Genomic DNA, 14,783 nt, shown 5'->3' on the forward strand with positions numbered 1-14,783 from the left:
CTCATGAAGAAAATAACTTTCACTTTGTTAATGCTATTGGCTACCTTAAATCTGTTTGCCCAAGGCAATGATGTAGAAATGGCCGATGCCTTGCGCAGCAGCGGAAAAATATATGTTGTGGTAGCTTGTATCGTGATAATTTTGGTTGGTTTGTTGATCTATCTCTTTTCGCTCGACAAAAGATTAAAAATGTTAGAAAAAAAATCTTCTGACAAAAACTAATTTTAAACGTCATAAGCCTAATCTTTTAGCCCTTTTACTAAGGTGTTTTTAATACACTAAGCAAATTTCTGTTTGCAATAGTGGTTTATTTTGATGCAATTTTGCACCCATAAAGAAGAAAATTCAAATTTTTTAAAGAAGTACTAATGGCTAATAAAGCAAACGAGACAAGTTTTTTTGCAGATGTCTGCATGAACTTTGACAGTGCTGCCCAGTTTACCTCACATCCTGAAGGTTTATTGGCCCAGATAAAAGCGTGTAACAGTGTTTATCGTTTCCAATTCCCTATCCGCAGGGGAAACGGTTTTGAAGTAATCGATGCTTGGCGCGTAGAGCACTCGCATCACATGAGCCCAACCAAAGGCGGTATCCGTTACAGCGATATGGTTAACGAAGACGAAGTAATGGCTTTGGCAGCTTTGATGACCTATAAATGCGCAATCGTTAACGTGCCGTTTGGTGGCGCTAAAGGCGGTATTTGTATCAACCCTAAAAACTATTCGGTTGCAGAGTTGGAAACGATTACCCGTCGTTATACTACAGAATTAATCAAAAAGAATTTTATTGGTCCCGGTATCGATGTGCCTGCTCCTGATTATGGATCTGGCGAGCGCGAAATGAGCTGGATTGCCGATACCTACATGACCATGAATCCAGGTTCTTTGGATGCTTTGGGTTGCGTTACCGGTAAGCCAATCGCTTTGCACGGTATCCGTGGAAGAAAAGAAGCAACTGGCCGTGGCGTAGCTTATGCCGTGCGCGAGTGCGTTTCGGTAGCCGAAGACATGCAAAAAATTGGTTTAAAAGCTGGCTTAGGCGATAAAAAAGTAATTGTACAAGGTTTAGGTAACGTAGGTTACCACTCTGCTAAATTCTTGGCCGAGTTTGGTGCAACCATCGTAGGGATTTGCGAGTTCGAAGGCGCGATTTACAATGCCGATGGCTTAAACATCGACGAGGTTTTTGCACACCGTAAAAACACTGGATCGCTTTTGGGCTTCCCAGGTGCAACGGATTTCAAGAATTCTAGCGAAGGTTTGGAGCAAGAATGCGATATTTTAGTTCCAGCTGCATTGGAAAACCAAATTACTGGTGCAAACATCCGTAACATCAAGGCTAAAATCATTGCCGAAGGTGCTAACGGTCCATGTACGCCAGAAGCCGAAGAAATCTTTACCGAAATGGGTGGTATCATCATTCCAGATATGTATTGCAACGCTGGTGGGGTAACTGTTTCTTATTTCGAGTGGCTAAAAAACCTTTCGCACGTAGCATTTGGCCGTATGGAAAACCGTTACGCAGAAAACTCAAATGCAAACTTGATCAATACTTTAGAGAGCTTAACCGGAAAAACCATTCCTGCAGAGCACCGCTTGATGATTGTGAAAGGTGCCTCGGAAATGGAATTGGTAAACTCAGGTTTAGAAGACACCATGATCCATTCTTACCACGAAATTAGAGAGACCTTGGTAAACAAACCAGCTACCAAAACATTAAGAACAGCTGCTTTTGTAAACTCGATCGATAAGATTGCCATCTCTTACATGAATTTAGGTGTTTGGCCATAGGCTGAAACAGAATCATACATTAAAGCCTTCCCGAATAATCAGGAGGGCTTTTTTATTGTTTAAAGATGACAATCGGATGCAATACAGTAAAGCATTTAGCTCGTATATTGGTGTATTGCGTTTGGGGTTTTGCGTTAGGCGTTTAACATGTTTCAACGCGCTATACGCTCTACGCTATACGCTCTACGCAATACGCTATACGCAATACGCTATACTAAAACAAGAAGCACATGAAAAAAATATTAATAGGCTTAATGCTGTTATCCGTTTTAGCAGCTTGTGGCAATGGAAAGGATCAGAAGCCTGCCGAATTGCCGAAACCAACAGCCAAGCAACAGGTGGCTACTTTTGCGGGTGGCTGTTTTTGGTCGATACAAGAGGGATTCTCAGAATTGAAGGGCGTGATCAAGGCAACCAGCGGTTATGCCGGTGGCAAGGTGGCCAATCCAACCTACGAGCAGGTGGGAACCGAACAAACCGGACACGCAGAATCGGTACAAGTAGTTTATGATCCAAGTGTAATCAGCTTTTCGCAATTGTTGGATGCCTTTTTTGTAATGCACGATCCTACGCAATTGAACAGGCAAGGACCAGACATTGGCACGAGTTACCGTTCTATTGCTTTTTATAGCAATGCCGATGAGAAAAAACAGATCGAAGCTGCCATTGTAAAGTATAACCAATCGCAGTTTCATCCCGGTGAAATCGTAACGGAAGTAAAGCCTTTTGAAGCTTTTTATCCGGCAGAAAAATACCATCAGAATTACGTGCGCCTTAACCCTAACCAGGCCTATGTAGCCAATGTTTGCGGACCAAAGGTAGAAAAGCTGAGAAAAGCCTTGCCAAACCTTATTAAGGATGAATTTAAATAGGGGCAGAACTATCAATTAATTGTCACGTTGTGCATTACCAATAGCCCGCTGGCGTAGTTTTTTTATCTTTGTGGTCAGGATTTTTAAATTGTTGAGCCCACATGAGAAAAAGTGCTATTATTGGTCTGATTACAATTGCCATTTGTATTGGCTTTTTGGTTAGCTTAAATGCAGATACCGACAGCTATTCTAATTTCAAAGAAGCTGCTTCATCACAAAAAGAAGAACATGTAATAGGCCATTGGGAAAAAAGCAAAGGCACCTATTACGATGCCCTTAAAGATCCAAATCACTTTGCTTTTTACATGCAGGATGAAAAAGGCGAAGTAAAAAAAGTAGTGCTTAACGGCACTAAGCCACAAGATTTTGAACGTTCGGAAAAATTGGTGCTTATAGGTTCAATGAAAAACGATACCTTTTATGCTTCCAAAATACTCATGAAATGCCCTTCTAAATACAATGACAATCTGGTTGAAGTGAATAAGGACGGTCAGGTAAAACAATACAAAAAATCTTAATGGACATACAATTTATTGGAGAGAATCTCCTTCCTGGCAAAATTGGCCAATTTTTTATTGTGCTGGCATTTGCCTCATCGCTGCTCTCTGCAATTGCTTATTATTTCGCAGTTAAAAACAAAGACCTTCAAGACAAGTCTTGGGTTAAGATTGGCCGGATCGGTTTTTTGATCAACTTGGTGAGTGTAATCGGTATAGGTTCTATTCTGTTTTACCTTATTTTAAACCACTATTACGAATATAACTACGTTTATAACCACTCTTCTAAAAGCTTGCCGGTTTATTACATCGTGTCGGCTTTTTGGGAAGGGCAGGAAGGAAGCTTCTGGCTATGGGCTTTTTGGCAGTCTATTTTGGGAACCATCTTAATCTGGAAAGCCAAAACTTGGGAAAACGGCGTAATGACCGTGGTTGCCTTCTCTCAGGCTTTTTTAACTTCGATGCTTTTGGGTGTTGAAATTTTTGGCCAACGCTTTGGCAGTTCGCCTTTTATCCTGTTAAGAGAGGCCAAAAATCTAAAAGAATTTGCACCAATGGTTTTCAATGATCCCGAAAACTATAAAAACTATTTAAAATTCATTACTGATGGCAAGGGCTTAAATCCTTTGTTGCAAAACTATTGGATGGTAATCCACCCGCCAACCTTGTTCTTGGGCTTTGCCAGTATGGTGGTTCCTTTTGCCTATGGCATCGCAGCCCTTTGGCAAAGACGCTTCAAAGATTGGGTTAAACCTGTATTGCCTTGGACTCTATTCGCTGTAATGGTGTTGGGAACAGGTATCATCATGGGCTCGTTTTGGGCTTACGAGGCATTGAACTTTGGCGGTTTTTGGGCTTGGGATCCAGTAGAAAATGCTTCTATCATTCCTTGGTTAACCTTAATTGCTGGGGTACACGTGTTAATTGCGTATAAAAATACTGGTCATGCTTTCTTTACCGCTATGGCATTGATCCTCATCAGTTTCTTATTGGTGCTTTATGCTTCGTTCTTAACCAGGAGCGGTATTTTAGGCGAAACTTCGGTGCACTCGTTTACCGATTTAGGCATGTTTGGACATTTGATCACTTACAATGTGGTATTCCTGATCATTGCGATCTATTTTATCGTAACCCGCTGGAAGGAATTGCCAATTACCCATAAAGACGAAGAAACCTACTCTCGCGAATTTTGGATGTTTATTGGTGCACTAGTACTTACGGTAGCTTGTTTGCAAATTATATTTACCACTTCTGTACCGGTGTTCAATAGAGCTTTTGGAACTAATTTTGCCCCACCTAAAGTAGGTTTTGTTCAATACTATAATCAGTGGCAGGCTCCTTTTGCGGTATTGGTCACCTTAATTTCGGGTTTTTCTCAATTCCTAAAATACAAGCGTACCGATCCGCGCAAGTTTTACAGCAGCCTAATTTCTTCTATTGTATTTTCGATGGCAATTACCGGAGGCTTTGTTTGGCTAACCGGAGTTTATACCAATTTAATGTACATTTTGCTCACTTTCAGCTGTGTTTTTGCAGTGCTTTCCAATGCCAGGATTTTATCTGCCGCATTTGTGGGCAAGGGCACCAAGTTGATTGGTTCGGCAGTGGCGCATATCGGCTTTGCCGTTTTGTTGTTGGGCGCATTGGTAGCGGCGGCAACCAGTAATCCAATCTCGATTAACGAAGCCAAATTTATTCCGGTTAGGGATTTCGAAAAAAACCAAAAGCCTGCCGAAAACATCATGCTGTATAAGAACGAGCCTAAGAAAATGGGCAAGTACACCGTTACTTACATCAGCGATACAACCATAGCGCCAAATACCTATTACAAGATTAATTTCAAGAAAATCGACGAAAAGACCGGAAAGATCAAAGAAGATTTCGATTTGAACCCGAACATACAGGAAAATGGCAAGATGGGAATGGTAGCTTCGCCAGATACCAAACACTATTTAACTACAGATATTTATACCCACATTACCAGTGCGGCCGAAAAGAAAGAAGAGCATGGCGAGCACGAAGGCCACTCTGAAGATGAAAACTACAAAGCCCCACGTATAGTAACCTTGGGCGTTAATGATACTTTGCATGTAGCTGGTAGCGTGTTAACGGTAAAGCCAATCAATAGCAATCCAACGGTTAAAGACTTGACCATTGCTCCAGGCGATTTGGCTGTAGGCTTGCCATTAGAAATCAATGTAGGTGGCAAGATTTATAAAACCGAGCCCTTGTTTATGGTGAAAGGGAATAATACTTTCGATTTTGCCAGAAAGATTGACGAATTGGGATTAAGGTTCAGGTTCACCAAAATTTTGCCTGATCAAGGCAAATTCGAATTGATGGTGTACGAAAGGCCGCAACAAGCCAAAGATTGGTTGGTATTTAAATCAATCGAATTCCCTTACATCAACCTATACTGGGTAGGTACCATTGTGATGGTGATCGGTTTCTTGATTTCTATTTTTAGAAGAAAGAAGGAGCTGAAGACTAATTAATGATAGCCATCATGGGTTTGCAATTGTAGTCATCATGCAGCTCATGATACTTGTTAAAAAATGAGCTGAATGAATGTTGTAATTATAGGTTCCGGAAATGTTGCTACCCACTTGGCGCTGGCTTTAAAGGCTGCTCACCTGCAGGTGGTACAGGTTTGGTCTTATCATTACCCTAATGCCATCGAGTTGGCTCAACAGGTAGATGCACAGGCCATAACCGAATTAAACGAAGTTGATCCAAGAGCCGATATTTGCTTAATTGCGGTTAAAGATGATGCGTTGGCCGGCATTGCGCAACAATTGACAGGGTTTAAAGGCTTAATTGCCCATACCTGTGGTGCAGTTGCCATGGACGTTTTTGAAGAAGGATTTGCCAATTACGGCGTATTTTATCCATTGCAGACTTTCTCTAAAAACAAGGCTCTTAGCTTTAACGATATTCCGCTTTGCTTAGAAGCCAATAATGAGGTTTCGATGCAGGTATTGAAGCAACTGGCCAACAAATTAAGTACCCGCGTAGTTGAAGTGGATAGCGAAAAACGCAAAATCCTACATTTGGCTGCGGTGTTTGCCTGTAATTTTACCAATCACCTTTATGCTTTGGGCGAGCAAATTGTAAATGCCAACGGAATGGATTTCGATATCCTACGCCCGTTGATCAATGAAACTGCAGCTAAGGTACAGCAGGCCTTGCCTTTAGCAGTACAAACAGGACCTGCCATCAGAAACGATGAACAGACCCTAAAAGCGCACCAAGAGCTGCTGGTGCAACATCCACATTTGTTAGAAATCTATAAAACATTAAGTGAGAGCATTAAAAAAACAAAATCATAGCATGATTGCGGTTTTCGCTACTTACTTTTGCAACTAAATTATGAGTATTTTTAAATTAAAGATAAATTTTGAAGAAGAGGGCAAGGAACCAGTTGAATTGCCAATAGCTGCCGGCGAAGACGTTTTAGATGTAGTTCTTGATAACGGAATAGATTTGCAACATAACTGTGGCGGCGTTTGCGGTTGCAGTACCTGCCATATCTACGTGAACAAGGGCATGGATAATATCCAAGAGATATCAGATAAGGAAGAAGACTTTATTGATAGGGCAGTAAGACCGAAAATTACTTCTCGCTTGGCCTGCCAATGTGTAGTAATTGATGGTGATATTGAAGTAACTATTCCGGATCAGTCTGGATTTTTGGGACACTAGTCAGTTAACAGTTTTGAGTTAGCAGTTAGGTATTAAGTAGCGAGTATCAGGTATCAAGACCGAGAGCTAACCAATTTAACCTTACAACATTAAAACTTTACAACAATATATATGAACAGCGATAAATTTGCATTGCCAATATACTGGAAAGACCATGAAGATATAGCTCAAGAGCTGTATGAGAAATTTGGCGATGAATTTAACGAAGCCAAAATCTACCGTATCCGTTTTACCGAATTGATGGACTGGGTATTGGGATTGCCTAATTTTAAGGGAACCCGTGAAGAATGTAACGAAGGGCATTTGGAGCAGATCCAATCGGCCTGGGTTTATGAGTGGAGAGACAACCAATAATCAATTGTGAGTTAACAGTTGTCGGTTTGTAGGTATCGTCATTGTGAGCCAGCGAAGCAATCTCAGGTGAGTTTCTAGCTACATTTCGTAATGCCAATAAACATCGATAACCTTCATCCGTTTACCCTTTTACATCTTACCTCAAAAGTATGTTTCTAGAGAACCTTAAAAATATCACCACTTTTGTTTTCGACGTTGATGGTGTGTTGACGAATGGAACCGTAATTGCTACCGAATCGGGAGAGCTTTTGCGCTCTTTTAACATTAAGGATGGTTATGCCCTGCAGCTGGCGGCCAAAAAAGGCTATAAGATCTGTATCATTTCTGGAGGCAAGGGCGCAGCGATGAACAGGCGTTTTGATGGACTGGGCGTTGCCGATGTTTTTTTAGGCGTAGGCGATAAGGTAGAAGTTTACCAAAACTATTTAAATCAACACCACATACAACCTGAACAGGTATTGTACATGGGGGATGACATACCAGATTATCAGGTTATGCAACTCGTAGGCATTGCAACTTGTCCAATAGATGCGGTTGACGAAATTAAACAGATCGCTCATTACATCTCTCCCAAAAAAGGAGGCGAAGCAGCCGTAAGAGATGTCATCGAAAAGGTATTAAAAGTGCAGCACAACTGGCACGATCCTAAACCTTCTGCTGCCGATTCGAGCAAATAATATTTTATTTCTTTGTGTGTTAAGGAGTTGAGTGTGCAACAATTAAGTTACCACATTGCAATTAAACTTTGCAATGGGTTTCTTGTTCTAAGAAAGCATAAACAACATAAGGCTGATCAACAGCCCAGAAACAATTAAAACAAAAACAAAGACATGAAAAAATTAGTAATGATTTGCGGGTTATTATTCAGTGTAGTAACTTTTGCTCAGGCACAGCAAGGTGGTCAAGGTGGCGGCAGACGTATGGCAGCTTCTCCAGAAGAAAGAGTAAAACAATTAGATGAGAAGGTTAAATTAACCGACGACCAGAAAACAAAAGCTACAGCTGTTTATACCGAAGCGGCTGAAGCTATGAAAAAAGCACGTGAAGAAATGCAAGGTGGCGGTGGCGACAGACAAGCCATGATGGAAAAAATGCAAAAAATGACTGCGGATACCGATACCAAAATCAATGCATTTTTAACTGAAGATCAGAAAAAAGCCTACAAAACTTGGCAAGACGAAGTTAAAGCTGCCAGAGAGAAAATGATGAAAGAAAGACAACAAGGCGGTGGCGGTAAATAATTGAACCACAGTATTTACAACAACAAAAGCGGCTTATAGGCCGCTTTTGTTGTTTAATGGCTTTGCATTTTCCTATTTTAGTGCAAATTTTAGCAAGATGTACAAACAGCAAAAAAAGATCATATTGGCCTCTAAATCGCCTCGCAGGCAAGAATTGCTTAAACTCATGGGCCTCGATTTTACGGTAGAACTTAAAGAGGTAGACGAAAGTTATCCCGAAGACTTAAGTCCGGCCGAAATTGCTGTTTACATCTCCGAACAAAAAGCCAATGCTTTTGGTGCTGTACCAGGCCAAATCGTGGTTACTGCCGATACCATTGTGGCTATTAACGGAGAAATTTTGGGCAAACCGAATGGCCGTGAGCAGGCGCAGGAAATGCTGGGAAAACTATCAGGCTCAAAACATGAAGTCTATACCGGTGTGAGCATCATCAGCGAAAATGGATTGCAATCGTTTTACGACCTCACAGAAGTTTATTGCAGGGAAACAACAAGAGAAGAAATAGATTTTTACATAGACAATTATCAGCCCTTTGACAAAGCTGGCAGCTACGGTATCCAAGATTGGTATGGCGTTGCCGTAGTGGAGCGTATCGAAGGCTCCTATACCAATGTAATGGGTTTGCCAACTGAGAAGCTGTATCGCGAGCTAGCTAAGCTAGAAATGTATTTTTAGTCGATAGTCCATGGTCAATAGTCCGTAGTCGGGAAACAAGAGATAAATCGCCTGAGTTAGATCCCAATTGATCATAAAAAATCATTTTCCTCTTGTGGAATTTTAATAATGCCTTCATCATATATCCAAATGATGAATATGAAAAGCTCCATAACCAAAATCAGCATACACGAACCTTGTTCCCAAAATTGGGAATTGATGGAAAAAAGAGAAGGTGAAAACTTTTGTTCAAGCTGCCAGAAATGTGTAGTCGATTTCTCTACGGCTACCAATGCCGAAATCATTCAAGCCTTATCCAATGCAACCGGTGAGGTTTGCGGTCGCTTAACCCAAACACAGCTTGATCAATTGAATTATCACTTGGTTTTAGCCCCTGCGCAAAGAAACTGGATGAAATATGTAGGCGTATTGGCCATTGGCGCCAGTATTTTTGCGCAAAATGTAAGCGCTGCCGTACCCAGAGCTGTTGCGCCAACGGAAATTCATGCCCATTTCAAAGCAACGGATAAAAAACTTCCGGAAGTAAAGAGAATTTATGGCTATGTAGTTGATAAAAACAAAAAGCCAATGGCCGGAATTAGGGTTTACATAAGCAATAGCAAGCTTTTTGCCCTAACAGATGAGAATGGACGTTATGAAATTAACTTAGGCAATCGCTTTAATCAAAAAGACAGGCAGCTTTTTGTAGAAAGTGTGCGTTATGAGGGAGGCTTAACGATTGATTTTTCAAAACCGCAACAACAAAATTTGACGGTACGGTTAGCTGAGATGGTGATGGGTTTGGTTATTATGAATTAATAGCCCCAGAAATATTAAAGACTGGCTAAAACCCCCATTTTCAAATCGTATGTAGAAAGCTTGATCTGTTTGATGCCTAGCTCGGCCAAAACATAATCGGTCAACATACTCGCCATTACAATCATATCAACTCTTAAGGAAATTAAACCAGGCATAGTAGCTCTTTCTTCGTGCGTAGAATGAATCAGCTGATGTGCTAATTTTTGATAAGCTTCTAATGGGATAATTGCTGTAGCGATTCTATCTATATCTATTGTTGGATCGACCATCCCCACAAAGGTTTCGAAAGCGCCAGCAGAACCAATAAGGGTTTTGGGTTGGTATTCTTCGCAGATCACCTTCAATGCTTTTAATTCATTGTCTAGATGAGCTAAAATAGCTTGTTTATCGGTCTCGTTAATCGGGTCAGATTTAAAGAATTTTTGCATCAATCGGGCTGCGCCAATGTTATAGCTCTTTTTCCAAACCATTTGATTGTCATCACACAAAATAAATTCGGTACTTCCACCGCCAATATCCATAATCAAGGATTTGCCTTTGATCGCCCCGCTCCATTTTACACCTTTATAAATGTATTCGGCCTCTTCTTCGCCATCAATGATTTCTATTGTTATCCCCGCCTGTGTTTTGGCTTCATTTACAAAACTTAAACCATTGTTTGCACTGCGTACACCTGAAGTAGCTGTTGCCTTGATTTGATCAACTTCGTATTGATCGGTTATGGCTTTGAACTCTTTTAGGCAGGCTATGCCCCGTTCAAACGCACTTGGAATAATCAAATTGTCTTTGGTAATGTCTTCGCCAAGCTTTACAGGTTTGTTGGTTTTAAAGAGAACATGAGGCACACTGCCATTTTTTTCGGCAATAATAAGATGGAAAGTGTTTGTGCCAAGATCGATTACAGCTATTTTCATGTGTTGAGGGATATTGTAGCTAATTTAACAATACGCTGGATCAAATTACAAGCGCTGGTAGATAAACCTAGGTAACATTTTAAATAGTACTGCAATCAGCGTCCAGCGTTTGCTTACATATTTAACGTTCTTTTTCGATCGTATTGCATTAAAGAGCTGTTTGGCGGCTTTTTCTGGCGATGCGACCCAAAACAACTGATCGCCCTTAGCCATAGCTGTATTGACAAAGCCTGGCCTGATGTCTGTAATGGTGATAGACAGTTTTTGCTTGGTCGCTTTTTGGCGTAAACCTTCCAAGTAATTGATCTGATAAGCTTTGCTGGCATTGTAGGCAGGAGCGAGGGCAGCACCACGCAGGCCCGCAATAGAACTGATCGCAACAATATGCCCACGCTTTTGCGCTTCGAAATAATGATAGGCCCAAAGCATTACTTGGTTAAAAGCCTTTACATTAACGTCAATGGTAGCCATTTCGAGCTCGATAGCCAGATTGGCATTCAATTCGCCAATGCCCGAACTGAAGACCAGCAAATCCAGTCCGCCCAATTGCGCAACCAATTCATCCAAGTGCTTGTGCAAATCCCTGGCCTCGGTTACATCAAAAGCCGAAGCCTTAATTTGCGCTGGATTCACGGCTTGCAACTCGGCCAAGAGCTCACTTCTGCGCCCGGTTACACCAACCATATAGCCATTATTGGCCAAAAGTAGGGCCAAAGCCCTACCAATACCCGAACTGGCACCAATTACGATTGCTTTTTTCATTTTAGTTCATTGGCTCATTAGTTCATTGGCCATTTAGCTATGGACTAAAAACCGTGGACTTCCGACTTCAGTCCTAATTCCTATAAGTAAACCACTTGAACATTTCCTTAAAAGTGGTTTTCTTGCCGTACATTAAAATGCCGACCCTGTAAATTCTGCTGGCCACCCAAACGGTACCAATAAAACCGATTACCAATATAGCCATAGAGAGGATGAGCTCCCAATTGGATACGCCATAAGGCATACGAACCACCATGGCAATTGGCGAAGTAAAAGGGATCATCGAAAGCCAAAAGGCTACGTTTCCATAAGGATCGTTGGTAACCACGCTTAACGAAAGCGCGTAGCCCAAGAGCAAGGGGAGCATTACCGGCATCATAAATTGCTGGGTTTCGGTCTCGCTGTCTACTGCAGAACCGATTGCGGCATAAAGGGCGCTATAAAACAAGTATCCTCCCAAAAAGAAAAAGATAAACACAGACACGATTTTGCCGAAATCGAGACCAGCCAAACTTTTTTGTACATCGGCCATTGGCCCCTGCGCTGCAGCTACACTTGCTACTTGGGTTCCGGTAGAAATTTGGCTATTGGCTTGTGCCGAAGCCGCGATCTTTTTCACATCGGCTTTATCAACAAAAACGCTCACCGCAATGGTACTAATGGTAAAAGTGAGGATAATCCACAAAATGAACTGGGTAAGGCCTACCAAGGCGATGCCTACAATTTTGCCCATCATTAACTGGAAAGGTTTAACCGAAGAAATCATTACCTCGATAATTCTGCTGGTTTTCTCTTCAATTACACCGCGCATTACCTGTACGCCGTACAACATGATGAACATAAACATCAATATACCGGCAATAAAAGCAATAACGGTGCTCGCGCCTGCACTGGATTCTTCTTCGAGACCAGTTTCGGCAATTTTTTTGGTCGAGATATCAACCGTGGTCTTCAGCTGGTCCAAATCGCTTTGCGCAATGCCCGATTCTTTGAGTTTTTGGTTGCGGATCAATTCTTCGATATCTCCAGAAATACGATTGCTTAAGGATAGACCTGCCTGTTTCGCACCAAAGAGTTCGATCCCCTTTGGCTCTTTTAAACTAAACTCTGGCAAGTAAAGGATATAGTCGTAGTCGGAATTTTTAAGCGATTTTTTCATCTGCTCCAGCGACTTGTTCTCGTACACATAAGTTACGTTCTTGTCTGCCGCCAGTTTTTCGGTCAATGTTTTATTTTGGCTGATTACGGCAATCTTATCATGCGTATCACTAATCCCTTTATAGGTAAAATAGCCAATCAAACCATAAATCCCGGCAATGAGCAGGGGAGTTAAAAAGGTCATGAGAATGAATGACTTTTTCTTTACCCTTGATAAATATTCTCTACGGATGATGAGTAAAATCTTATTCATGTACTTGTCCTTTCACTTTTTCAATAAAAATATCATTCATGGTTGGTATCACCTCATCCAAACGGCTAATGGCCACATGAGGCAGAAGGGCAGCTAAAACCTCATTGGCGGTTTTGTCTTTTTGCAACTGGATTTTGATCAGGGTTTTGTTTTTTGCCGTTTCTGTTTGCAAAACATCAAAGATATTGGCTGTTGAGGATGGATCATATTCGCCTTCATATTCTACCCAATAGGTATTATTGCGGTAGCTGCTCTTGATTTCGTCGACGCTGCCATCCAATATTTTTTTGGAACGGTGAATAAGGGCAATGTTATCACAAAGCTCTTCAACGCTCTCCATGCGGTGCGTAGAAAATATAAACGTGGCACCCTGTTTGTTCAGTTCGAGGATTTCATTTTTGATGATGTCGGCGTTTACCGGATCAAAACCAGAAAAAGGCTCATCCAGGATAATCAGTTCTGGTTGGTGCAAAACCGTAGCCACAAATTGTACCTTTTGTTGCATTCCCTTGCTCAGGTCTTCCACCTTTTTGTTCCACCAAGTAGCCATGTCCAATTTTTCGAACCAGAATTTGATGCGTTTGGTGGCTTCGGCAGTACTTAATCCTTTTAGTTTAGATAAGTACAACACCTGTTCGCCAATCTCCATCTTTTTGTAGAGACCTCTTTCTTCGGGCAGGTAGCCAATTTGCGAAATATGATCCGCATTGAGGCGTTGGCCATTAAAAAGCACTTCGCCACTATCGGGAGCCGTTATTTGGGTAATGATTCTAATCAGGGATGTTTTTCCAGCACCATTTGGGCCCAGCAGACCGAATATTTTGCCTCTTTCTATTTCAAGGCTCACTTGGTCTAAGGCGCGGTGCGTGGCATATTGTTTAACAATATTCTTTACGCTTAGCATTTTTAATGTTTAGTTTGAGTAAATATAAGATGCGAAGGGCTAAGAAATGTTACGTTGCCAATAAAAAACATATACGAAAGCTAAAAGTCGAGTTTCGTCTGTTCCAATTCTGCCAATAGGCCGGTAGTTAACTGTTGCAGCTGTTTGGCATTGGTTAGTGCTCCGGTGCCCCAAGTATTGTTGAAATAGATGAATGCTCTTGTTGTGGGCGGCTTCAGCTGCTCAATAAGCTTTTCGATGTCGGCTATCGGATAAGTTGATTTATAAAGTACGGGCTTGCCATGAAAACGGTAATAAATGGTCGGATTGTTTTTGATGACCTCATCAGGCAAGTTGGAAGGATAGCTTTGCCCACAAAAGATGATGTTTTTCTTGGCTAGTTCTTCGTAAACCTTTGTCTGCCACCAAGAGGAATGCCTAAACTCTACCACATTGGTAAATGCAGGATTTAAAAGATGGAGCAAAAGTTCCAGGCGTTGTTCGGTAAAATCAAATTTTGGCGGAAACTGGAAAAGCACTGCACCCAGTTTTTCCTTTAGGCCATCGCTTATGGCCAGATAAAAATCGGATATGAGCGATTGACAGTCATTTAACTGTTTATAATGGGTAATTAGCCGTGGCGCCTTAATGGTAAAGAGAAAATCTGGTGTGCTTTCATCGTACCATTTCGTAAAAGATTTTTGGGTAGGCATTTTATAAAAAGTCGAGTTGATTTCAATGGTATTGAAATATCGACAATAGAAGGAAAACCAGTTTTTCTGCGCCAAATCATTGGGATAGAAAACACTTTTCCATTCTCTGTAATAAAAGCCTGAGCAACCTATGCGCCAATCCATGTTATTGAAACATCCGGTTGCCCAAA

At 41.4% G+C, this 14,783-nt stretch carries 17 protein-coding genes; 12 read left to right on the plus strand and 5 right to left on the minus strand.

Features of this window, described 5'->3' with window-relative positions:
- Positions 1–3 precede the first annotated feature (3 nt).
- The 12 genes from AC570H_RS02060 to AC570H_RS02115 all read left to right on the plus strand — a co-directional run bounded on the left by AC570H_RS02060 (position 4) and on the right by AC570H_RS02115 (position 9,930).
- Positions 4–222, plus strand: a complete 219-nt coding sequence (locus AC570H_RS02060; protein ID WP_497351204.1) for a CcmD family protein — start codon at positions 4–6, stop codon at positions 220–222.
- 146 nt (positions 223–368) lie between these two features.
- Positions 369–1,790 carry a Glu/Leu/Phe/Val family dehydrogenase gene (locus AC570H_RS02065; protein WP_497351206.1) on the plus strand — a complete coding sequence of 474 codons (1,422 nt, stop codon included), beginning with the start codon at positions 369–371 and terminating at the stop codon, positions 1,788–1,790.
- A gap of 230 nt (positions 1,791–2,020) precedes the next feature.
- Complete coding sequence (msrA, locus tag AC570H_RS02070; RefSeq protein WP_497351208.1) at positions 2,021–2,662, plus strand: peptide-methionine (S)-S-oxide reductase MsrA; 642 nt, start codon at positions 2,021–2,023, stop codon at positions 2,660–2,662.
- Between the two features lie 101 nt (positions 2,663–2,763).
- On the plus strand, positions 2,764–3,180 hold the full coding sequence (locus AC570H_RS02075; RefSeq protein WP_497351210.1) for a cytochrome c maturation protein CcmE domain-containing protein: 417 nt from the start codon (positions 2,764–2,766) through the stop codon (positions 3,178–3,180).
- Entirely contained in the window at positions 3,180–5,654 is a 2,475-nt protein-coding gene (locus AC570H_RS02080; RefSeq protein WP_497351212.1) for a heme lyase CcmF/NrfE family subunit, read from the plus strand. Before AC570H_RS02075 ends, AC570H_RS02080 begins: the two co-directional genes overlap by 1 nt.
- Positions 5,655–5,723: 69 nt before the next feature.
- Positions 5,724–6,488 carry a Rossmann-like and DUF2520 domain-containing protein gene (locus AC570H_RS02085; protein WP_497351214.1) on the plus strand — a complete coding sequence of 255 codons (765 nt, stop codon included), beginning with the start codon at positions 5,724–5,726 and terminating at the stop codon, positions 6,486–6,488.
- A gap of 40 nt (positions 6,489–6,528) precedes the next feature.
- Positions 6,529–6,861, plus strand: coding sequence for a 2Fe-2S iron-sulfur cluster-binding protein (locus AC570H_RS02090; RefSeq protein WP_497351216.1), 333 nt, complete (start codon positions 6,529–6,531; stop codon positions 6,859–6,861).
- Positions 6,862–6,972: 111 nt separating this feature from the next.
- Positions 6,973–7,215, plus strand: coding sequence for a Fe-S cluster assembly protein IscX (gene iscX, locus AC570H_RS02095; protein ID WP_497351218.1), 243 nt, complete (start codon positions 6,973–6,975; stop codon positions 7,213–7,215).
- A gap of 149 nt (positions 7,216–7,364) precedes the next feature.
- Entirely contained in the window at positions 7,365–7,892 is a 528-nt protein-coding gene (locus tag AC570H_RS02100; RefSeq protein ID WP_497351220.1) for a KdsC family phosphatase, read from the plus strand.
- 153 nt (positions 7,893–8,045) lie between these two features.
- A complete protein-coding gene (locus AC570H_RS02105; RefSeq protein ID WP_497351222.1) occupies positions 8,046–8,456 on the plus strand; it encodes a hypothetical protein in 411 nt (136 codons plus the stop codon).
- 97 nt (positions 8,457–8,553) lie between these two features.
- The gene (locus AC570H_RS02110) at positions 8,554–9,132 is read left to right on the plus strand and encodes a Maf family protein (RefSeq protein WP_497351224.1); all 579 of its coding nucleotides are present in this window, start codon (positions 8,554–8,556) and stop codon (positions 9,130–9,132) included.
- Between the two features lie 198 nt (positions 9,133–9,330).
- The gene (locus AC570H_RS02115) at positions 9,331–9,930 is read left to right on the plus strand and encodes a carboxypeptidase-like regulatory domain-containing protein (RefSeq protein ID WP_497351226.1); all 600 of its coding nucleotides are present in this window, start codon (positions 9,331–9,333) and stop codon (positions 9,928–9,930) included.
- Between the two features lie 14 nt (positions 9,931–9,944).
- Here the strand turns inward: AC570H_RS02115 and AC570H_RS02120 are convergent, their stop codons facing one another.
- The 5 genes from AC570H_RS02120 to AC570H_RS02140 form a co-directional block, all read right to left on the minus strand.
- Positions 9,945–10,844 (minus strand): Ppx/GppA phosphatase family protein, encoded by a 900-nt coding sequence (locus AC570H_RS02120; RefSeq protein ID WP_497351228.1) that lies wholly within the window; start codon positions 10,842–10,844, stop codon positions 9,945–9,947.
- Between the two features lie 45 nt (positions 10,845–10,889).
- On the minus strand, positions 10,890–11,606 hold the full coding sequence (locus tag AC570H_RS02125; RefSeq protein WP_497351230.1) for an SDR family NAD(P)-dependent oxidoreductase: 717 nt from the start codon (positions 11,604–11,606) through the stop codon (positions 10,890–10,892).
- Between the two features lie 73 nt (positions 11,607–11,679).
- Positions 11,680–13,017 (minus strand): ABC transporter permease, encoded by a 1,338-nt coding sequence (locus AC570H_RS02130; RefSeq protein WP_497351232.1) that lies wholly within the window; start codon positions 13,015–13,017, stop codon positions 11,680–11,682.
- Positions 13,010–13,921 (minus strand): ABC transporter ATP-binding protein, encoded by a 912-nt coding sequence (locus AC570H_RS02135; RefSeq protein WP_497351234.1) that lies wholly within the window; start codon positions 13,919–13,921, stop codon positions 13,010–13,012. Before AC570H_RS02135 ends, AC570H_RS02130 begins: the two co-directional genes overlap by 8 nt.
- 80 nt (positions 13,922–14,001) lie before the next feature.
- On the minus strand, positions 14,002–14,757 hold the full coding sequence (locus tag AC570H_RS02140) for a DUF72 domain-containing protein (RefSeq protein WP_497351236.1): 756 nt from the start codon (positions 14,755–14,757) through the stop codon (positions 14,002–14,004).
- Positions 14,758–14,783: the final 26 nt, after the last annotated feature.

It is taken from the genome of Pedobacter sp. B4419 (genome assembly GCF_059693725.1).